This window comes from Saccharibacillus deserti, from assembly GCF_013618475.1.
Taxonomy (GTDB): Bacteria; Bacillota; Bacilli; order Paenibacillales; family Paenibacillaceae; genus Saccharibacillus; species Saccharibacillus deserti.
This window is the reverse complement of sequence record NZ_JABJVN010000004.1, coordinates 94,523-116,297: the sequence shown is the minus strand read 5'-3', so window position 1 is coordinate 116,297 and position 21,775 is coordinate 94,523. Positions and strand designations below refer to the sequence as shown.

General features: G+C 56.4%; 14 protein-coding genes. 6 read left to right on the top strand and 8 right to left on the bottom strand.

The annotated features are described in order from the left end of the window. Positions 1 to 41: 41 nt before the first annotated feature. Positions 42 to 224, top strand: coding sequence for a hypothetical protein (locus HOP44_RS12390; RefSeq protein ID WP_172253776.1), 183 nt, complete (start codon positions 42 to 44; stop codon positions 222 to 224). 116 nt (positions 225 to 340) lie between these two features. On the opposite strand, the gene HOP44_RS12385 is transcribed toward HOP44_RS12390, so the two are convergent. The 3 genes from HOP44_RS12385 to HOP44_RS12375 all read right to left on the bottom strand — a co-directional run bounded on the left by HOP44_RS12385 (position 341) and on the right by HOP44_RS12375 (position 3,404). Next, positions 341 to 769: an HD domain-containing protein gene (locus tag HOP44_RS12385; protein WP_172253774.1), complete on the bottom strand. Its 429-nt coding sequence runs from the start codon at positions 767 to 769 to the stop codon at positions 341 to 343. Positions 770 to 898: 129 nt separating this feature from the next. Beyond that, the gene (locus tag HOP44_RS12380) at positions 899 to 1,729 is read right to left on the bottom strand and encodes an aldo/keto reductase (protein ID WP_172253772.1); all 831 of its coding nucleotides are present in this window, start codon (positions 1,727 to 1,729) and stop codon (positions 899 to 901) included. Positions 1,730 to 2,048: 319 nt separating this feature from the next. Further along, positions 2,049 to 3,404: an MFS transporter gene (locus HOP44_RS12375; protein WP_172253770.1), complete on the bottom strand. Its 1,356-nt coding sequence runs from the start codon at positions 3,402 to 3,404 to the stop codon at positions 2,049 to 2,051. 324 nt (positions 3,405 to 3,728) lie between these two features. Here HOP44_RS12375 and HOP44_RS12370 point away from each other — a divergent pair, with 324 nt between their 5' ends. Further along, entirely contained in the window at positions 3,729 to 3,956 is a 228-nt protein-coding gene (locus HOP44_RS12370; RefSeq protein ID WP_172199814.1) for a hypothetical protein, read from the top strand. A 122-nt stretch (positions 3,957 to 4,078) separates the two neighbouring features. Here the strand turns inward: HOP44_RS12370 and HOP44_RS12365 are convergent, their stop codons facing one another. Then, complete coding sequence (locus HOP44_RS12365) at positions 4,079 to 4,384, bottom strand: hypothetical protein (RefSeq protein WP_172253768.1); 306 nt, start codon at positions 4,382 to 4,384, stop codon at positions 4,079 to 4,081. Positions 4,385 to 4,598: 214 nt separating this feature from the next. Beyond that, positions 4,599 to 10,646 carry a cadherin-like beta sandwich domain-containing protein gene (locus HOP44_RS12360; RefSeq protein ID WP_172253766.1) on the bottom strand — a complete coding sequence of 2,016 codons (6,048 nt, stop codon included), beginning with the start codon at positions 10,644 to 10,646 and terminating at the stop codon, positions 4,599 to 4,601. Positions 10,647 to 10,949: 303 nt separating this feature from the next. Here HOP44_RS12360 and HOP44_RS12355 point away from each other — a divergent pair, with 303 nt between their 5' ends. Next, complete coding sequence (locus HOP44_RS12355; protein WP_172253764.1) at positions 10,950 to 12,641, top strand: alpha/beta hydrolase; 1,692 nt, start codon at positions 10,950 to 10,952, stop codon at positions 12,639 to 12,641. Positions 12,642 to 12,816: 175 nt separating this feature from the next. Here the strand turns inward: HOP44_RS12355 and HOP44_RS12350 are convergent, their stop codons facing one another. Next, a complete protein-coding gene (locus HOP44_RS12350; protein ID WP_172253762.1) occupies positions 12,817 to 13,827 on the bottom strand; it encodes an FUSC family protein in 1,011 nt (336 codons plus the stop codon). 187 nt (positions 13,828 to 14,014) lie between these two features. Here HOP44_RS12350 and HOP44_RS12345 point away from each other — a divergent pair, with 187 nt between their 5' ends. Then, positions 14,015 to 14,674 (top strand): HAD family hydrolase, encoded by a 660-nt coding sequence (locus tag HOP44_RS12345; protein WP_172253760.1) that lies wholly within the window; start codon positions 14,015 to 14,017, stop codon positions 14,672 to 14,674. A gap of 146 nt (positions 14,675 to 14,820) precedes the next feature. On the opposite strand, the gene HOP44_RS12340 is transcribed toward HOP44_RS12345, so the two are convergent. Next, positions 14,821 to 16,308: a methyl-accepting chemotaxis protein gene (locus HOP44_RS12340; protein WP_172253759.1), complete on the bottom strand. Its 1,488-nt coding sequence runs from the start codon at positions 16,306 to 16,308 to the stop codon at positions 14,821 to 14,823. Between the two features lie 206 nt (positions 16,309 to 16,514). Here HOP44_RS12340 and cypC point away from each other — a divergent pair, with 206 nt between their 5' ends. Further along, positions 16,515 to 17,798, top strand: coding sequence for a CYP152 family fatty-acid peroxygenase CypC (gene cypC / locus HOP44_RS12335; protein WP_172253757.1), 1,284 nt, complete (start codon positions 16,515 to 16,517; stop codon positions 17,796 to 17,798). 150 nt (positions 17,799 to 17,948) lie between these two features. Next, entirely contained in the window at positions 17,949 to 20,042 is a 2,094-nt protein-coding gene (locus tag HOP44_RS12330; protein ID WP_172253755.1) for a CAP and S-layer homology domain-containing protein, read from the top strand. Positions 20,043 to 20,195: 153 nt separating this feature from the next. Here HOP44_RS12330 and HOP44_RS12325 read toward each other — a convergent pair whose 3' ends face one another. Further along, entirely contained in the window at positions 20,196 to 21,398 is a 1,203-nt protein-coding gene (locus tag HOP44_RS12325; protein ID WP_172253753.1) for a MalY/PatB family protein, read from the bottom strand. Positions 21,399 to 21,775: the final 377 nt, after the last annotated feature.

Genomic DNA, 21,775 nt, shown 5'->3' with positions numbered 1-21,775 from the left:
AAACCCATTATGCAGCAGGGGAAACAAAGGATCATCGGCACTTGGGCCGGATTGCGGCGGGCGGCAATCTGGCTCTGATCGGGTCAGGCTTGTCGATCGGGCGCTGCGTCGGTGTCCGGGAAGACGGGGCTTTCCCGCGATTGTCGGACCGTTTGGTTCGCGTCAGCGCGGTCCAAGTCGGCCTGAACATGTCCAAAGCCCCAAGAACTTCGCGACTGCGTTGAAGTTCTTGGGGCTTTTCTTGTCTGCGGTGCAGATCTGCCATTTATGCCGGGCAGGTCGACAGGTTCGTTCTGCCGCAGGCGAATCCGGGCCTTCGGTCCATTTCCTGTTCGGCCCCTTACAAATCGTGCGACAACAGGGTATCCAGCGCTTTGCTGTACTTTTCCAGCCGCTTTTGATCTTTTTCCGAAGGTTTCTTGATCCGGGTCAGATCCATATTGTCCTGCAGATCGAGGATCTTGACCCTTGAAGCCAGGCGATTTTCTTTGATCCGAAGAATGAATTCATGATAGTTCTCTTCTTCCCGCCGCGACAGGCGGTCGACGGCTTCGACGATTTCGTCGGAGAAGCCTTCCCTGCGCAGATCGTCCAGCGTCAGGTCGCTGTCCTCGATCGTATCGTGCAGCACGGCGACGATCTGTTCTTCTTCGGTGAGCGCTTTGAGCATCAGCCGCAGCGGATGGAACACGTAAGGCCGACCGCCTTTATCGGTTTGTCCTTCGTGGCATCGGGCGGCGATCGCGATCGCTTTGGTCAATGTGGACATGGATATCCCTCCCGTATTTTTAATGAATCGCGTTTCGGGGAAATAACCCCGTTTACAAAAAGCCGTCTCCCCATGGAAGACGGCTTTGGCATTTCGCTTAAGAGTCGGGGTCCGTTCGAGGAATCCGAATCAGAAATCGAAGTTGTCGGGATCCGCGCCGGTACGCTGGTTCTTGTTCAGCGCTTCAAGCGCGGTCACGTCTTCCGGCGTCAGCGTGAAGTCGAACAGATCGGCGTTTTCGATGATGCGGCTTTCTTTGACGGAGCGGGTCAGCACGACCACGCCTTTGTCGAGTACCCAGCGGAGCAGGATCTGCGCCGGGGATTTGCCGTATTTGTCGCCGAGGCCGGTCACGACTTCGTTGTCGAACAGCAGACCGCGTGCGAGCGGGGACCAGGCTTCGACCTGAATGCCTTTTTGCGCACAGTAGTTCAGCAGTTCGTTCTGGGTCAGCAGCGGGTGGAATTCCACCTGATTGACCGCAGGCACGACTTCCGCGTCCGCGAGCAGATCGTCCAGATGATGCGGCTGGAAGTTGCTGACGCCGATCGAACGGATCCGTCCGTCTTTGTACAGCTTTTCCATCGCGCGCCAAGTGTCTTTGTATTTGCCCTGTACCGGCCAGTGGATCAGATAGAGGTCGAGGACATCGAGTCCCAATTTCTCCATCGTGGCGTCGAAAGCGGCCAGCGTCTCCTCGTAGCCCTGGTCGCCGTTCCATACTTTGGACGTGATAAACAGATCGTCGCGGTTGGCGCCGGACTCCCGGATCGCTTCGCCCACGCTTTTCTCGTTCTTGTAAGCCGCCGCGGTGTCGATTCCGATATAACCGGCTTTGATTGCCGCTTTGACGGAATCCTTGGCTTCCTCGCCGTCTTGGACCTGCCATACACCCAGACCGAACCAAGGCATTTCCACGCCGTTGTTCAGTTTTACTTTTGCAGTCAAACTCGTCGTCATTTCAAATTCCTCCTCGTCGTCTATTCGGCGTATTCCGCAGGCAGCGGAACCGCTATACAGTTACTTATTATAACAAACTTTATTCTTTTAACAAAATCCGTGCCGTACGCAGGTGCCGACACTGGTTCGTCCACGTATAAAATACCCCCCGGGTACATATTCAATCGGATTCGGGCAAAAGAGATGCGAAAAAGCCGAAATCCGCAGCGAACCGGAGCGAATTTCGGCTTTTTCGAATACGTGAAACGATTGACGAAGAAGCAGGTTCGGCAGGCAAAGCTTCGAGCGTGGGCAATCCGGTTTTTCGTTCGCCGAACCGTTACGCTTCCGCTTCTTCCGAAGGTTTCGTGTACGGGACCCGCAGCAGCACGATCAATCCGATGGCGGCCATCACGACCAGTGACAGCAGCGCGGCCCGGCTCGCCAGCGTGCCGTAACCGGAGAGGGCCCAAGTCACGGAACCGTAGACGAGCGGCCCCAGTACGGAAGACAGTTTGCCGGAGAAAGCGAACAGTCCGAAGAACTGGCCTCTTTTGTCTTGGGGAGACAGTTCGACGATCATCGTGCGCGACGTCACCCAGAGCGAGCCCATCGCAACGCCGTACAGGCAGGCCGCAGCCCAGAAGACGGCATCGGAGAACGCGGCGGCGGCCAGAATCAGCGCAAGGATCAAGACGAGCGATACGAGTCCGGACGACTTTTTGCCGCCGATCCGCCGGGTGATCAAGCCGAACGCATACGAGCCGATGATCGCCCAGACCGTCGCCACCAGGTACAGCAGGATGAACTGTCCGGCACTGAAGCCCATGACGGCCGTAGCGTAGATGCTCATCATGGCGATGGCGGTCGCGACAGCGTCGTTGAAGAAGAAGTAGGCGACCATGAAGGTGAAGACGGCCCGGTGCCGCTTGGCTTCCTTGAACGTCGCGTAAATGTCCCGGTAGCCGCTGAAAAAGGACTTCTTCGCCCCCGCCGCCGAAGGAGCGGGCACCGGAGCTTTTTCTTTGTACAGAAGCATGATCGGCAGCGAGAAGAGCAGGAACAGCGCGGCGGTGAGCACAAAAGCGAGCGGGTAATCCCGGCTGCCCACGATCAGATAGACGACGAGGCCCATCAGCGTGCCGATATAACCGACCGCGACGCCGAATCCGGAGATCAGCGGCACCTGCGAACCGGTCGCGATATCGGGCAGCATATTATCGTAGAACAGCTGGCTGGAATTGTAGAAAAATTTGGCGGCCGTAAAGAAGATCAGGACGATCACGATCGACAGCGGCAGGCCGAGCAGCGACGACGGACTGTCCGTATACGCGGCAAAGCCCATCAAGAACGTGCAGGCAATCGCGGCCAGCGCAAACGGAACGAGAAACGCCTTTTTGCGGCCGGTCCGGTCCATCCAGACGCCGAGCAGCGGAGTGAAGATGACGAGCAGCAGGCCTGCCGCGGCGTTGGCGTAGCTGATAAACGTGCTTGCGATCTGATCCATGCGTGCGTCTCCGCCGAGGACCTGCTGCAAATACAGCGGGAAAAAGATGGTGACGATATTGGAGGAGAAGATTGTGTTCGCAAAATCGTACAGCGCCCAGGACAAAACCGGAAGCGACAGGAACAGCCCCGTGCCGGCTCCGCGTTTGCGGGTGCGGCGGGGCGGTTTGGAAGCGGCGAGCTGAGACATGGCAATCCCCTTTTCGATACAGAGTCTGAAGTCTTCTTAGACAGATCATACCATTATCGGAGCCCCGGCAAGAGGGGAAGCAGGCAAGATTTACGATCGGAAAATAATTTTGATCCTGGGTTTACGAAGCGCGCAAAGCGGCAGTCCATAAGATCGAATCCCTATCCGATAACTTGAGGTATTACCATTTATAGGATTTTTTCGAAAAGCGATGAAAGTCTTTGATCTCCGCGAAATTCGGTTTGCCGCGCAAATAGGCAGGGTATGTAACTACAGATTGGGTTCGAACGATTAAATGAAACTTAAACCGGGGAGGACGAAACGATGGAAAAGATGGCGATGGAAATGATGATGATGATGTGCATGGACGAAATGACGAGCAAGATGAATACGATGAAGATGTGTATGGAAAAAATGTCCGGCATGGAAGGCATGAACATGAAAGACATGGGTATGGATATGGACATGATGATGAGAAAAATGCAGGAGTGCGACGAGATGATGACTTCGTGCATGTCCATGATGCGCAAAGAAATGGAAATGTCCAAGTAAGATTTCCGAAGCGGGCTTAGGCAAGATCGGATCACAGAAAAGGCGGGCAGTTGAAGGCATGTTCGTACATGCCTTCAACTGCCCGCCTTTTCCCGCTGGAACGACGTAGACATCGGTAGAGGCTACACCCGCACATGACGGGAACGGATACGCTGCGAGATGATGATGCGTTCGATTTTGAGAGCCCAGACCTGCTCCTGCAGCCGATCCGCTTGAACGGAGCCGGTACGCATATCGATAAACAGGGTCTTCAGTTCTTCGTTGATCCGATCAAAACGTTCCCACAGCGCAGCCAAAGCGAGTTCTTCCTCGGACACGGGAGGGACGGCGAGCTTTTCGCTCAGGGAAGCGGCCAGGGACGCCTGCCACTGCGTATCGCCGAGCGAACCGGCGTAATTGTACAGATCCAGATAATCGTCTATCGACATTGAGAAAGTCAGCTCCTTCGATTTCCATTACCAAGTATTATACTGGGTTTTGTTTAATTTGCAATCCGTTTTTAATCTTATCGGTGTTTGAACGGGAGAAATGAACAGAAACAGCCGTGGGCGGTCTCGGTTTATCAAAAAAAGGCCCGGCGCTGAAGGCGCCGGGCCTGTCTTGCATGGGTCTGATCCAGAGCCGCGGAAGCGGCAATTTCACTTAAGGTTGAACGTTCTCTCCGCCTTCCGGCCGGAGGGTAAAGTTGTGGCTGCGCGAAGCTTCTTCGACCTCTTCGTAAGCCCAGTGGGAAGCCGGCACATCCGGCCAGCTTGGAGCCGAGACGCCGTAGAGCGGACCGCGGTCGAACAGGCGGTTGACGATCTTGACCGCTTCGCTGCGTGCCAGCTGGACATTCGGACGATAAGTGCCGTCGGTGTAGCCGTCCAGAAGGCCTGCCGTATAGGCTGCGGCGATCTCATTGGCTGCCCAGTGGCCTGCCGTGTCCTTGAATGATGCAGACGCTTTGGCGGAATCAAGCTTCTTGTAACGGGAAGCGATAGCCGCCATTTCTCCGCGGCTGATCGGAGCATCCGGGCGGAACAGGCCGTGTTGGTCACCGACCATCAGACCCGAGCTGCGGACGAAAGCGATCTCTCCCGCTGCCCAGTGCGAAGACTTGACGTCGGGATAACCGGAAGAAGCGCCGGCTGCCGAGTATCCGAGATTACGGGCCAAAATGGCGGCCATCTCGGAACGGCTGACGGTACGGTTCGGCTTGAACGTACCGTCGGTGAAGCCTTTGATATAAGCGGTGTGGGACTGAACGTTTCCGGCTGCGGAACCGTTCGATCCGTCCGCTGCCGTGCCGCCGGCAGGGCCGAGCAGGCTGTCCAGATCGGCGCCGTTCATATTCAGTACCGTAAACGTACTGAACTTGTTGACGCCGAATTCCAGACCTTTCAATCCCGGTTTGTAATCGACGACTTTGGCGCGGATCAGTTCTTTGTCTCCGTCGCTGTGTTCGATAAAGATCGCCAGATCGGCCAGGAATGATTCTCTTTCGGCGGCATTTGCCGGAAGAGTGACGCCGGTAAGCGGAAGTACAAGGGTAACCGGACGGCTCTGCATATTGGTCTCGATCGTCATCGGACGGGCGAGTACTTCAATCTGGTCGTTTTGGGCGACCTCACGGACGATCCGTTCCACTCGGGCCCGGTTCTCTACCGCAAGGCGTTCCGATTCGACTCTGATCGGAACCAGATGGAAGAAGACATCTTCGTCGAAAGCATCCATCGAAGTCTGCGGCACGATGATCTTGACGTTTTCCGTAAAGAGTTCCATATCTACGTCCGCACCGCCGAGTGCTTTGATCGCGGCTTTTGTCACGTTGAAACGCTGATCGGTGACTTCGTCCTTGTCATCGGGAATAACGACACGGGCGATTTTGCCGCCGGATTCGGCGAGCTTTTTCAAGGCTTCGGTGCTGTACTGCTCGTCGAGAGCTACGATGTCGCGGACGCTGCCCGCTTCTCTTGTACGATCGATCGGCAGTTGGGTCAGTACCGGCCCTTGATTCAAGACGCCGGTTTCTACCCGAACCGTGACTTTTTCCTTTACCGGAACCGGAGTCGGAACCGGGTTAGGTGCCGGAGCCAGAGCCGGAGTCGGGTCCGGGTTAGGCGTCGGAACCGGAGTCGGGTCCGGGTTAGGTGTCGGAACCGGCGCCGCGGCGCGGTTTACGACAAGGGTGTAGACTTTGATCGTCCCGTTTTCCGCCAGAACGACAATGTTGAATTCGCTTCTGCCTTCCGGCAGGCGGTCAAGCGACGCGCCGTCTTTGCCTACGATCTTGGATGCCGCAGTCTTGGGATCGGACAGTACCGCGTCCAATTCGATCGCTTCGACTTCATGGGCGACATCGAGCGTGTACTGCGTCTCTTCAGGCGTAAACCCTGGCTTCAGACTGCCCGTTCCCGGAGTCAACCGAATCAGATTGGCGTTCTTGGACGAGTAGTGGCGGAAAATATTCAGCGTGTAGAAACGCTCTGTTTTGCCATCCTGTGCCAATACGCGAATCTCGAACCGGTTGTCGCCTTCCGCCAGAAGGACTTCTTTTTCACCCGAAGCGGCAAGCCCGTTGATCGTCACTCTTGCCTGAAGATCGGTTGGCAGGGCTTCGATTACAGCTTTGGCTACCGGGTAAGGAACGTCTGCCCGGTACTCCTGCTGCTTGGCCGGGAACTCCGGTGCGAGCAGCTCGGTTCCGCGAACGGAGGTCACCTGAAGGGCATCCAGGGAAGCGTCTTTCGGCAGGACTTCGCGATATACGGTTACCGTGTAAGTCTTGGTTGTCAGGCCATCCGGCGCTGTAACGGTAACGACAAACTTGTTGTCGCCTTCCGCCAGTTCGGCGCTGTCGTTAACCGGCTGACCGTTTCTTGTAAGGGCATAAGCCGCTCCCGCAGCGTTGACTGTCGGGTTGAACACGAGATTCTCGATGTTATTGGCTACGTTTACCACATAATCGTCTGTATCCGGCGAGAAAGCCGGGGACAGGTCCGGAATATTCGGGCCGAGCTGCAGATTGCGCAGTGTAGCGTCCGTATTCGGATTTTTGATCAGATTGATCGTGTAGCGCTGCATGCTGCCATCCTGCGCAATCGCATACACTTCGATGACGTTCAATCCGATCTGCGGAGTCAGCACATAAGGTTTTTCAACCGGCATGCCGTTCACCAAGACGCTCTCTCCCGCATTTTCGTCCTGGACGGTTACGCCCAAGGTGACGGTGTTGACCCCGCTCTCAACCGAGGCGCCGTACAGGAAAGTATCCGGTGCGAAGTCCGGAGAAAGAGTGACCGTTTCTTCCTGGTCGTCCGTCAGCGACAGCTGAGCCAGATTTGCATTGCCGGAAGGGGCACGAACGATATTAACGGTATACGCCTTGCTCGTTTGGCCATCTTGGGCAAGGGTGACAAAGACGATCTCCGTCTTGCCGACGGCCAGATTGACCGGAGCCCGGCTGACCGATTGTCCGTCGATCGTGTAAGAGGCGTTCGGATCGGCGGTGACCGCCGAAGCGGACAGGGACGTGACGTTGTTGGCTACATATTCGTAGTAGGTCGAAGTGGACGGATCGAATCCTCCGCTCAGTGTTCGTCCGTTCAGGAAAATATTGGCCAGATCGGCATTGGACGAAGCTTTTCGTACAACCGTCACCGTGTACGTCTTGACCGTTCTTCCATCCTGGGCCGTGACGGTGACGTTGACCGTGTTGATGCCGGTTTGAAGTTGAACAGTCTGGACGGTGCCGTTTTCTACCGGCAGGCCGTTCAGGGAGAGCTGGGCATTGTCATCGTCGGCTGCCGGTATAAGACCCAGCTGCGACACTTCATTTTCCACCGTGACCGCGTATTGGGTCTGGCTGCGGTTGAATACAGGAGACAGGGTGCCTGCCGAGACATCCAGAGCTTTCAGATCGGCGTTGGAAGAAGCTTCCCGCATAATCGTGACCAGCGTCGTTTTCTCGCGGGTTTTGCTCTCCGAAGTGACTTTGACGGTGACCGTGTTCAAGCCGACCCGCAGCGTCTTGCCGTAAGGGGTACCGCTCTTATGCGGCGCTCCGTCGACGGTCAGAGAAGCCGAGGTATCGGACAGCATGGCGGTCAGATCGAGATGGGACACCGAATTCGGCACATGAACGCTGTAAGCCGTATTCGCATTCGTGAATGCGGGAGACAGTGTTCCCGGTTCGACGGCCAGGTTGGCCAGATCGGCGACGTCCGAAGGCGCTTTGACAATCAGCAGTTTGTACAGTCTCGAAGTGACGCCGTCCTGGGCCGTAACTTCGATATTGAAGTAATTGCTGCCGCTGATCAGATTCTCCGCCGTGAACGGCGTTCCGCTCGCATGCTCGATGCCGTTGACTCGGATCGAAGCTCCCTGCACGGCGGTCGGAGTGAAGACGGTACGAACCGAGCTGTAAGGCACACTCAGCGCGTAATCGCCTTTGTTGCTGTCAAAAGCGGGAGACAATCCTGCCGGCTGGGTCGTCAGGGAAGTCAGTCTCGCGTCGGCGGAAAGTTTGCGGATAACGATTACGGTATACGTCTTGACCGTTCTTCCGTCTTCCGCCGTGACTTGAACCGTCAGCGTGTTGCGGCCGGGCTTCAGCCCGACCGTTCCGCTCGCTTTGAGCTCGCCTGCCGAACCGATCGGGCTGCCGTTAAGCTGTACGCTTGAGAACGGGCCGGATTTTTCAATATCGACTTTGAGGCTTTCCACGCTGCCTTCGACTTCGGCCGTATAGTTCGGCGTATTGGCATTGTAGACCGGTGCCAGCGGAACGGGAATTGTTCCGTTGAACAGGGCAAGGCCATTTACGGTGGCAAGATCCGCATCATTGCCCGGGTAACGGATCAGATCCAGCACATATTCCTTGAAGCCCGAACCATTCTTGTCGGCCACGCGGATCGTGACCTTTTTGTACGTGCCGACGGCCAGACCGCTTACCGTGAAGGTCGGATAAGAACCGGTTACTTTCACGCCGCTGCCGTTAGCGGCGGAAGCCGTCACCCACACATCGTTCGGATTGGCCGCGGTTACGCCGACTGTAATATCGTTGTTGGGATTGCCGTTGGTTTTGTTGGGAACATGCACTTTGTTGTACGCGATCGTTCGGCTGAACGAAGGTTCCATGACACCGACCGAAGGCTTGACGGACAGCAGTTCGTATTTTCCGGCGACGACGTTGAATACGAAACTGCTTGTGCTTACGCTGTCTTTAAGTCCCCGGCCGTCGTCGAGGGTGACTATGATTTGCGCTGTACCGGACTTGTCGAGAGCCGGAGTCAGCAGCAGGCTTTTCTGCGGGCCGTCTCCGCTGATCGCCAGATTTCCGTCCGGGATCAACGTTTGATTCGAAGAAGCGATTTTAACGGTTACAGGTTCGCCGTCGACTTCGTTGGCCATGAAGATCTTGGTGACCGGCGCGTTCACTGTCGTAGCCACTCCGTAATTGAAGCCTTTGCTTGAATTCCATTTGCCGTTGATAATGCTGCCGTTTCTTCCGTTCGGGGAGTAATCCTTAGCGACAGCTTGGTCTGCCGGGTTATTGAACCGGTACAGCGCCGCAAGGTTCGACTCGCTGCCGCTCAGTTGAACGCCCATTTCGCCGGCGATTTCGCTTGCGCTCTTGGCTTTGTTCCAGAAGCGAACGTCTTTGATGCCGCCGGTATAGTTGGCATCCTGGCTCCAGGCGCTCTCGCCGATATAGTTGACCGGTCTCGGAGCTCCTCCGTTCTGGCTGGCGGCATTCGCCATTTGGGTCAGATCGGCCGGCCCCGAAGCTTTCAACACTCCGTCCCAATAAATGGAGGCCGTCTTCTGGACATGATTGTACACCAGGGATACATGCGTCCATTTGTTCAGGGAAAGGACTTCCTTGGTAATGACGTCGTACTGTTTCGTGCGTGTGCCTTTTTGGGGAAGAGCGGTAAAGATCACTCTGCCGCTGTTGCTTTCAAAACCGAAAAAGACGTTGAAGTTATCCGGGCCATAAGCACTTTCAAAAAAGCGCGCCCAGGTCGGGCTGCTGGTCGGATATACCCAGCTCTCGAACGTAAACGAATTGTCATACAGTCCGAGATCGGGAATGGTAGCGTAGCTGCCGCCGTCCAGATCGTAGTAGAACGAACCGCCGACTTCCGTTACGAACGGAGTGTCGTTGACCGGCGTGACCGTAATCTGCGCCGTTTTCACTTCGCTGCCGAAGTCGTTCGGCACCTGTTCGTACTTGGCATTTGGATCGGTCCAGTTCTGGTTGGTTCCGTCGGGATCGGCCAGCCAGTCCCGGTATTTGATCTGCGCCGTGCCGTTCCAATCGGCTTTCGGGACGAAGCGGATCGGGACATTACCGCCGAGCACGAAGATTGTATCCGGATTTTCGAGGGAATACCAGACTTGTCCGTTGAAATACTGCCACTGGCCGTTGGTATTGTCCATTTCCGTAACGCCGATTCCGCGAGCGTACAGATCGGAAGTCGGCTGCCCCGGAGATTCGAATTGGTCTTCCGCGATTGGATTAACGGAGTAGACGTTCTGCGTGACGCTCTGCGCCGAGAATCCGGGTTCGGAAGCTTTGGGTGCGGCTGCGGAAGATTCCGTTTCTTCCGCGCGAACGGAAGCCAAAGGGATATTCGAGGTACCCAACAGGAAAGAGAAGATTAATAGGCAGATCAATATTCTGGATAGTTTTGTTTGCTTCACGCGCTCATCTCCATTTTCTACGATGTCCGAACATTTGATACGAGGGTACTCGATCCGGCAAGTTCCGAGCGAAGGAACATGATCCGGCTTTCCGTTTATCCCAACCTCCCTTGAATTTGAATGGAATAAAATATTCACGTCGTCATTATCGTCAAAAAACAAGCAATTGTTTATGGGAATGCTTCAAGTCTTATTTATTTTTGCAGGAATGGGAGGTTTCGTGACACCATTTGAAGAGATTCGACAAATTCTGTCAATAATAATAGGATACGAAAGAGAATATACAAGAGGAGAGGATTCAAAATGGGATATGGAAGAGGCCCGAGCCGGTTCCGGCTTCGAACGGCCGGCACGGCGCTGCTGCTGGCGGGCAATCTGGCATCGCTGCTGTCAGGAGTCATTTACGGGTTTGCCGACGCTCCCGGAAGCGGATGGAATCTGTACGGAGTCCTGCTGCTGCTGACCCTGCTAGGAAATCTGCATATTGCAATGGGTCGGGGCGTACATAGAGGTTGGGAATACGGCTATCTGGCGCTGCACGTGCTTGGACTTGCGGCTGTGCCGGTATGGAATACGGTGTCTTCGTCTTCGCCGGGCGATACCGATTCGCGCAGCGTGATATCGACCGTGATTATGCTGGCGCTGTTCGCTTACGGAGCCGTCATCGCATTCCTGCGCCTGCAAAACGGAACTCTGGAAAAGGAAGACGGTCGTACGCGCGGATATTCGCCTTACGGAACCGGCGGAGGAGGCGGACGTCTGCGCCGTATACTCAAAGGCCTGCTGACCGTTTGGTTTCTGCTGAATCTTGTGCTTGGCCTGTATTTGTGCGCCATTTTGTTGGGCGGCGTCGATCCGGGCCTGCTGGAAGTCATTCTGCCGGAGTATGCCCTGTTCTTCGGATTGATGTTCCTGGGAGCGGCGGCGCTGCTGGTCAAGATGTACGGAAGCAAAAAAGGATTCTGGCGTTCGACATTTCGGGGCGCGGTCCGTCTTACAGGACTGCTGATTCTGCTCGTCTGTGCGCTTCCGCTCGCTTCCGCGCCCAAAATCGTCAACGAAGGGCAGGAAGCCTACACCCAGGCTTTCGGCGAAGATCCGACGAAGATGGAAGACGACGCAATGATGCGCAGTGCGTTTTTGCTGCCGGATTATTTCTATGGCGCCCGAACGGGCGATTACCGGGTGAAGACGGACATCGTCTACTATGAAGGAACCGAAGGCAAAGACGCCGGCAGGAAGCTGGCTTTCGACGTGTACATGCCGCCGGCCGACGCGAAGAATCTGCCGGGGCAAAACTCCGTGCTGATCCGCGTCCACGGCGGCGGCTGGACGATCGGAGATAAAGGGGCCGGCAACTATGCGCAGATGAACAAATACTTCGCCTCGCGCGGTTATGTCGTCTTCGACGTGCAGTACGGTCTGAGCAATACGAAGAAATTCGTGGAATCGGCGGTCGTGCCCGAGCAGGTGGTCGGCGATTTCGATATCGGCGACATGGTGCGGCATATCGGTCTGTTCACGACTTATATGGTTGAGCATGCGGACGAGTACGGAGCCAATACAAAGTCCGTGTTCTTCTCCGGAGGTTCGGCCGGCGGACAGCTCGCGGCCGCGGCGGGCCTCGCTCCGGCCAATCCGGAATTCAAAGCTCTGTTTGATCCCGGCATGACGGTCAAAGGCATCATTCCGTATTATCCGGCGAACGGACTGGCGAAAGATCTGGGCATTGGAGGAGCGGACGGATTGTCCGATCCGTCCCTGCTGGTGACTGCCGATAGTCCTCCCGCCCTGATCTACCAGGGTGTAAACGACGGGATCGTAGACGTCCAGGTGGCCCGCGATTTTGCCCAGGCTTACCGGGAAGCGGGCAGCGACAAGGTCGCCCTGGTCGAGATGCCGTTTGGTACCCACGGCAGCGATATATACTTCCCAAGCTACTACAACGAACCGTTTACGTATCTGATGGAGCGGTTTATGCGGCAGTATCGGTAAGCTGGAACATGCCGGTAGAAGATCCGACGCATAAAATAAACGATCAAACGCATATCAGCATGAATAAATATCAGCATGAATAAAAAAGCGTTCCGGGAACCAATCCCCGGAACGCTTTTTTGCAGCTGAAAAGCAAGAACGGGCCGCCCGGCGTGAATCGGCGGACGTGCCGGTGTCAGGAGCGGCCCGCTGCCGAATAAGGCCGTTCGGGCTGCGTGTTGTCGCCCGGAAGCCCGCTTGGCGATTCGGCGGCTGTGTCTGCCGGAGCTTCCGCGCCGGAGGCCGCTTCGAACGGATAGAGGATATCCGTCGGCACGACAAGTCCAAGGGTCTGCAGTTCGCCGAGAATACACGCGACGTGGTAGCGGTAGATAACCGCCTGCGACCCTGCGGACAAAGCGCTGTCGGCTTTCTGGTTCGAGGTCTGCAGCAGGCTCGTTCCGAGACTCGCCACGCCTTCCGGATCGTCATCGGTCAGCAGCCGGATCATGCGCATATGCGAATACGTATTGCGGTAAACGTCCAGTTCCTGTTCGATACGCGAGACCAGATTGTGATTTTTGTTTTGGACCAGATCGAATTCTTCTTTATAGGTGTCGCAAAATTTTTGCAGCTCGGCCAGGTCTTTTTTGAGCGGACTGATATGCACGCCTCCGCCCTGCCGCAGCAGTCGGTGCGCAAGGGTACTCAGATGCCGGCGTACCGCCAAGCGGGATCTTTCCAGATTGCGGTCGTGTTTGGGCGGAATCAGGAAATAGTTGACCAGAACCGCCACGCCGATCCCGAGCAGCGTATCGAGCACCCGGTGCAGCGCGTAGGCGAAAGCCGGTTCTCCGTCGCGCAGGTTCAGCATGATCGCCAGGAACACGATGCAGGCAATCGAGACGGATTTGTTCCATTTCAGCAGGTTGCAGACGGCGATGACGCAGACGATGCCAAGTGCCGACAGATAGGCGTTATGAGGCTCGATAAAAGCGAACAAAGCCCCGAAAGCGGCGCCGACCAGCGTGCCCATCGTGCGGTTTTTGCCTGCCGTGTAGGAGCTCGTGATCGAACTTTCCATGGCAATGACGGTGGCGATCGCCGCATAGAAAGGATATTCGAGTTTGAGGGCAAAAGAAATCAGTACGCAGAGAAGCACGGCAACGGCCGTTTTGATATTCCGCATCCCGATAGAAAATCTCATAAGGGTTTCAAGTCCTTCCCGATCGGATTTCAAATTTAAATAACCCATTTTCAAAACACTTACCCATGTGAAATATTATACGTACTGTATGGACCGAGGGCAATTGTCGAAACGATGAAGAATTTGCGAAAAGGGGAATCCCCGGTTAAGGTGGAAAGGAAGAGATGAGACGAGGAGGAGAAGAAGGATGATTGAAGCGTTTATTTTCGACATGGACGGCGTCATTATCGACAGCGAACCGCTGCATTTTGACGTAGACCGGCAGGTACTGGAGTATTACGGGTATTCGATTACGCAGGAACAGCTGGAAGGATACGTCGGGATGACCAATCCCGAATTCTGGTCTATCCTGCGCGGCGAATACGGGATGAGCCAGACGGTGGAAGAAATTATCGAATACCAGCTGGGGATCAAGATCGGTGTGCTGAAAGCCGCGCAGATGCAGCCGATCGAAGGGATCCGGGAGCTGATCGCCGAGCTTCAGAGCGGCGGCATTCCGCGCGCGATCGCGTCTTCTTCGCCGCGTGTGTTCATTGAAGCGGTGCTGGAGAAGTTCGGGCTGCAGGGCGAGTTCGACTTTGTCGTCAGCAGCGAAGAAGTGCCCCGGGGCAAGCCGTCGCCGGACGTCTATCTGCGTGCGGCCGAACTGCTCGGCGCCGATCCGTCGCGCTGCGTCGTGCTGGAAGATGCCCGGCACGGCATCGCCGCCGCGAAAGCGGCCGGTATGCACTGTATCGGATTCGTGAATCCGAATTCCGGCAACCAGGACCTGTCGCGCGCCGACTTGATCGTCAACGATATTCGGGATATCCGGCTGGCGGATCTGGCGAAAGTCGAAGAAAAGTAAGCGCAAAAGTGAGAGTGGAACAACATTCCGCCGCAGGGTAGGCAAAGCGCTGCGGGCGGCAAAAAGGTACAACAAAAAGCGGCAGGAACGCTAAGGCGTCCCTGCCGCTTTTTTTGTCGTAGTGTTTGCAGTTCTAAAAGGATACTTCAGGATATTTGGGCCTGGGATTCTTCCCTGCCGCCCAGACGGGTCAGATCGCGCAGCGCTTCGATCATGCCGTCGAGCTGCGTGACACTGTCGGAGATCTGCCGCACGGAATCGCGCTGGCGATAAACGCCGCTTGCGGCAAGTTCCACCGAGGCCGACGTCTGCTCGCTGATCGCCGAGAAGTCGGAGACCTGGCCGGCAATGCCTCCGTTGAATTCCTGCAGACTGTCGATATTGCCGCTGATTTCGGCCGATTTGGACAGCACGTTCGCCGCGTCCTGCGTGATCCGTTCGAACAGCTCGCCCGTCTCGTACGTCCGGCTCTCCAATTCTTCGATCGTCGATTCGTTCAGTCGGACAGAATCTGCTACGATGCCCGTCTGGCTGCGGATCTGCTGCAGCAGTCCGGCAATATCGGCAGCCGAAGTCTGCACGTTGCCCGACAGACTGCGGATTTCGCCGGCCACTACCGCAAAGCCCCGTCCCTGCTCGCCTGCACGAGCCGCTTCGATACTCGCGTTCAGCGACAAGAGATTGGTCTGGTTGGCAATTTCCGTGATAGCGGTCAGAATCGCCTGCGCTTCTTCGGCGTAGCGGTTCAGCAGACCGACCTGCGACGCCGTCTCGCTCATGCTGCCGCGCACACGCGACATGTCGCCCCGAAGTTCGTGGGCTTTGAGGCTGCCTTCTTCGGTCAGTCGGGTCGTGCTGAGCGACAATTCGTTCATTTCGTCCGTTTCCCGCCGGATCCGCGCGATATTGTCGCCCGACTGGATCATCGCTTCATTGATTTCCTGAATATTTTCGGCCTGGATTTCGATGCCTTTGGAGATTTCGGCGAAGCTGCCCGCGGCTTCTTCGGCGATCCGGCTCGTCTCGCCCGCTCCCGCTGCCACCGATTCGCCAAAGCTTTTCAATTCGTTCGAGGAACGGTCCACTTCGCCGAGCAGCTCTTCGATCATCCGCTGCTGCCGGGCCGATTCTTCCAGCATATTGCGGCCGAGCACGCATACCGCGTAGCTGCAGGCGCCGATCATGACCATGACGATATACATGACCGCATAATCGAACGCGCCGTAAGTCGGGACGTAAGGGTTAACGAACAGCTGGAATGTCAGAGATAGTACCCCGACAATCGTGGCCAGGACGACAACCGGTTTGGAGAGATAGACCAGCGACAGGGTCACATAGATAAACGGGGCCACCCAGATGACGCCGCTCGGGATAAAGAGGAACAGGATGCTGCCGACAACAAAGCAGCCCAGCACTAGCGTATATTTTCCCCATTCCCGTCCGGCCGTGCCTTTGTAGAGAGCGTAATAGGCGGGGATCAAAACAGAGTTGATTCCCAAGACGGCAAGCATGCTGGATAGGGACACAAGTCCGGTCAGCCACAGAATCACAAAGATCGGATACAAGGAGATAAGCAGCGATTCAAGCGTGTAAAAAATGAGCATGGAAGAATGTCTTTCGAATTTGGACGGCATAACAGTTTTTCCCTTCTTTCTCGGTGAGTGTAAAAAATCGCAAAGCGGTGAAGGCGCCGGAATTCCAGCTACCTATGTTATCGTCCGCTGCAGCGTTTTGTTTCACACCGATTAGGCGGGATTTGTGTTTTTCGCGTTTTCTTTTAGGGGGGATGAGGTAATGATTAGCGTGAAAAGGTCGACAAACGAAGGAGGATTTGGCGGATATGACGCAAAACGAACCAACCCCGCAGGAGCATACGCTGGATAACAGCCTCGCTCTGCTCAAAGACGGATACGACTTTATTTTCAAACGGCGCCGGGAAATGGACTCGGATATTTTCCAGACCCGACTGCTTGGGCAAAAAGCGATCTGCATCGGCGGCAAGGAAGCGGCCGAACTGTTCTACGATACTTCGAAATTCAAGCGTTCCGGCGCGATCCCCAAACGGATCCAGAAATCGCTGTTCGGCGTGGACGCGATCCAGACGCTGGACGGCGACGCGCACCGGCACCGCAAAGCGCTGTTCATGTCGCTGATGTCGCGGGAGCGCCTGGACGTCTTCATGGAGCTGTTGGCGCAGGAGTGGGAAGCGGCAGCCCACAGATGGGAACAGCTCGAAGAACTCGAACTGTTCGGCGAATCGCAGGAACTGCTGTACCGCGCGGCGTGCCGCTGGGCCGGGGTGCCGGTCGAAGAAGAGACGGCACGGCAGCGGGCCGACGATATGGGCGATATGGTGGAAGCGTTCGGAGCGGTCGGTCCCCGCCATGCGGCCGGACGCCGGGCGCGCAGGCGGACCGAAGACTGGCTCGAAGGCTACATTCTTGACCTGCGCGCCGGCGAGGTGAAGGCTCCGGAAGACACGGCCGCTTATGCGATGGCGTTCCACCGCGATCTGCAGGATCGCGAGCTGGACGCCCGGATGGCGGCGATCGAGCTGATTAACATCGTTCGTCCGATCGTGGCGATTGGACGCTACGTCGTGTTCAGCGCGATTGCGCTGCACGAACATCCGGAATACCGGGTCAAGCTTGCTGCGGACGAAGGGAAGTACCGGCAGTGGTTCGTGCAGGAAACGCGGCGGTATTATCCGTTTACGCCGTTCCTTGGCGCTTCGGTCATCCACGACTTTACGTGGCAGGGCCACGAGTTCGAGGAAGGCACGATGGTGCTGCTCGACATCTACGGTACGACGCATGATCCCAAGCTGTGGGAGGAGCCGGACACGTTCAGGCCGGAACGGTTCGAACATTGGAGCGGCAGCCCGTTCGATCTGATTCCGCAGGGCGGAGGCGACCACCGGGGCGGGCATCGCTGCGCGGGCGAATGGCTGACGATCGACGCCATGGCGGTAAGTCTGGAATTTATGGCGAACCGTCTGGAGTACGAGGTGCCGGAGCAGGATCTGGGCCTCAGCCTGTCACGGATGCCGGCCCTGCCGGAGAGCCGGTTCGTGATGAAGAATGTGCGGCGCAAACGCGGAGCGGGTGCCGTGTCGGGCGTGTGAGGATTGGGAAAAAGCTTCGGGCAAACAAGATGCCCGAAGCTTTTTGTTAGGCGCAAAGCAGGAGAAATATAGGGACAGGGAGAATTTCTTGAAGCTGCAAGAAAGTTAGCCAGTAAAATACGCAAAGGTATTAACGAGGGGAGAACCAGGATGAGAGCAAACGCAGGGGACAGGAAAGAACGGACCGGTAATCGGGGGATGATCGGCCGGAAATGGGCAGCGGCTCTCTTAGCGGCTCTGATCGCAGGAACGGCCGGCACGACGGCGTATCCGGTCAAGCCGGTATCGGCCGCCGAAATCCAGCAGGGGAGCTACACCCAAGATCAGCTGGACGGATTGGCTTACCTGAACGAGATTCGGGCAAAAGTGGGCGTAGGCCCGTTGGAATTGGATCCGAGACTGACCCAGGCATCGCAGTCGCATGCGGCCTACTACAATCGGCATCATTTTGAAGGCTTGTCGGCTCATAGCGAGACGCAGGGAACCGAGGGCTTCACGGGCAGTTCGTCCCAGGATCGTGCCAAGGCGGCCGGCTGGTCGGATGTGGGAATGTCATGGGGAATTGGAGAGGTTATGGCTTTCCAACAGGAGACGACCCGGGACGCGATCGACGCCTGGCTGGGTACCGCGTATCATCGCAAGATCATCTTGGACGGCAAATACAAAGTGGTCGGAATCGGTCTTCAGGAAGGCACGGCAGTCATGAACCCCGGATTTTCGGGATATCGCTCGGCCGATCCGGAAGTCAAAGTCTATCCGTACGACGGTATGACAGGTGCCGCCATCGGCTTCTACGGGCACGAAATTCCGAATCCGCTCGATCGTTTGGGAGTTGAATATTCCGGCGGCATCATCTCCGCTTCGTCCGGTCAGAAGATCGAGTCGTTCAAGGCGGATATTAGGAATTCCAAGGGACAAGAGGTTCCTTTTTACAGCGAACTTCAGTCCGACACGCTCTACCTGTATCCGAAAGATATTCTGGACGGGTACAGCCTCTACACCGTAAAGCTCGATTATACGGTGAAGGGCGAACCCCAGCCCCGCAGCGCAGCCTGGTCGTTCACAACCGGAAAAGGACGGACCATTGAAGGATTGTCGGCGCAGTACGACGAGCTGGTGCTTAATCCGGGCGGAAAGCTGCCTCTGCAGGTTACTGCCCGGTATAACGACGGAACATCCGGTTCGCCGAAGACTTCCGCTTCCTACTCCAGCAGTTCGCCTGCCGGGCTGAAAGTCTCTGCGGACGGCGTGCTTGAAGCGGTCAAACCCGGCAGCTATAAGGTGACACTGAGCTCGGGCTCGGTACGCGACACTGTGCCGGTCAAAGTATTCGAGCCGCTCAAAAGCAAAAGTTATCCGGCCATCGATCCGGTTAAAGTCAAAGACATTGCCGGACGCTCCGATCGGGAAGCGATCGAGTGGGCGCTGCGCAGGGGCGTTGCCTCGGCGGACGCAAACGGAAACTTCCGCCCGGAAGACTCCGTCACCGAAGCGCAGTTCCTGACCATGCTGATGCGCGCCTACAAAATCGACTACGAAGCGTATGCCTCCAAGAAGAAGACACACTGGGCAGAGGGAGCCTACCGGGTAGCGAAGGACCGCGGGCTGCTGCTGTTCAGCGCGCGTCCCGGCAAAAAGGATTTCCGGGACCAGCCGATCAACCGCTACCGTGCAGCCGGGTTGATCGCTTCGGGAGACGGAGTGAACTTCGATTTTCCTTATGCGGTGAACTACGTGCTGGTCCGGGATTACATGCGCGGAACGTTGGGCAATCAGAGCTGGAGCTTCGGCTCCAATGATCTTGTTACCCGCGCACAGGCGGCCGCCATTTTGATGAAGCTGCAGTCGGGAATGAAGCAGCTGACCGGCGCACCGTCTTCGGTCACGCCGAAGGAGAAACTGCCGGAAGATCTGTTCCCCGAAGTGTATGCGAAGCCGGAACTCGGCGAGAAAACGCTGATTGCCGAATTCCGGGCGGACGGGACGCTGCGGGTGGAAGGACAGTTCCGCGATCAAGCGAACCGGCAGTTGGACATTCAGGTAGACGAGCGCAGCGAAGAGGGGCAGAGCCTCGGCGAACTCGAGAAGATCCCGGTTCAAACCGATGAGACAGGCCGCTTCTCCGTAACGTCCTCGAGGATTTATACGGAAGAACAGCTTAATGTTTACTTCCGAACGGAAGGCGTATCCTACTTTATCCAAGTTAAAAAAGGTACCCTGAACGCGTCGGAGTTTTCGCATTGATTCGAAGATCCGGATGATATTTTCGTTTGGCCGAAACGCGGCGCAGAATGTCGATCAAGCTGCCGCCTCTGTGCAGAAAAAGCCTTTCCGATAATTCGGAAAGGCTTTTTTACTGCGAATCGGCGTCGGGGCTATAGGGACTCGACGCAAAACTTACTTCTTGCTCCGAAGCTCCGTTACCGCCGTTTTCAACTGCCCCATCGCCTGTTCCACGATCGAGCGCGAGCAGGCGACGTTCATGCGCATGAAGCCGGCGGCTTCGATGCCGAACATCGTGCCGTCGTTGAGGGCAAGGCCCGCTTCGTGCAGCAGGAACCGCATCAATTCTTTGGCATCCAGGTTCAGTCCGCGGAAGTCGATCCACAGCAGATAAGTCGCTTCCGGCAGATTAACCGACAGCTCGGGCAGGTGCTCCTGGATCTGGGCCTGTACGTATTCCATATTGCCGCGGACGTAGACCAGCAGTTCGTCGAGCCATTCGCCGCCGTGCGTGTAAGCCGCCTCGGTCGCGGTTGCGCCGAGTGTGCTGATCGATCCCAAGCCGTGCATCTTGGCGACCGTACGCTCGTACACCGTCCGAAGTTTGCGGTTCGGGATAATAATGTTCGACACCGACAATCCCGCCAGATTGAACGTCTTGCTCGGCGCGGTGCAGACGATACAGTTGTCGCGCGCAGCTTCGGATACCGAAGCGAACGGGATATGCGATTTCGGCTCGAAAATCAGATCGGCATGGATCTCGTCGGCCACCACCAGCACATCGTGCTTGAGGCAGATCTCCGCCAGCTTTTCCAGATCGGCGCGGGACCAGATCCGGCCGACCGGATTATGCGGGCTGCACAGGATCAACATTTTCACGTCGTCGGACAGCTTGCTCTCCAGATCGTCGAAGTCCATCGCATAATCGCCCGTTTCCGACAGGCTCAGCGGATTCGTGATCAGTTGGCGTCCGTTTTCGCGCACGATATTGTAGAACGGCGGATACACCGGGGTCTGGATCACGATCTTATCGCCCGGCTTGGTGAAAGCTTCTACGGCGAACGCCAGCGCGGGAACGACGCCCGGCGTGAATGTGATCCATTCGGGCTCGATCGTCCAGCCATGGCGGGTTTGCATCCAATTCACGACGGATTCGAAATACGCCGGCGTGCGGAACGTATAACCGAATATGCCGTGATCCACGCGTTTATGCAGCGCATCCAGCACTTCCTGAGGCGCGGCAAAATCCATATCGGCTACCCAAAGCGGCAAAGCGTTCGGCGCGCCGAAAATTTTTTCGCGACCGTCCCACTTTTCCGAAGCACTCTCCAATCGGTCGATTTGCGTATGGAAGTCGTAGCGGCTTTTTAGTGTCATATGAATAATTCCTCCTTGTTTCGGCAACCGGTTCTCTCGATTATTATCCGTTACGGCACCGTTTAAAGCAATGGCGGAAGAAGGTCTGACTGCGGGTAGATTTGTTCGTGCTTGGTCCGAAAACCGGGGGAAAACAAAGCCTCCGGTATAATCCGGTCACCGATTTTCGCTGCGGAAGAACGCCTGCTTGGCTGCTTTTGTGCAAGAAAGGGCGATCTTTCCTGTTTTGCATCCCAAGGCATTTTTTTGTAAGGTAATAGAGGGAATGATGGCTTTCTGGAGTGTACGCGAATGCGCCGATCCTATTCGGGCCCTGCGTATGCCCCGCAATCGACAGCCGCTTGATCCAACAGACTGAACGGCCCGTTGATCGAACC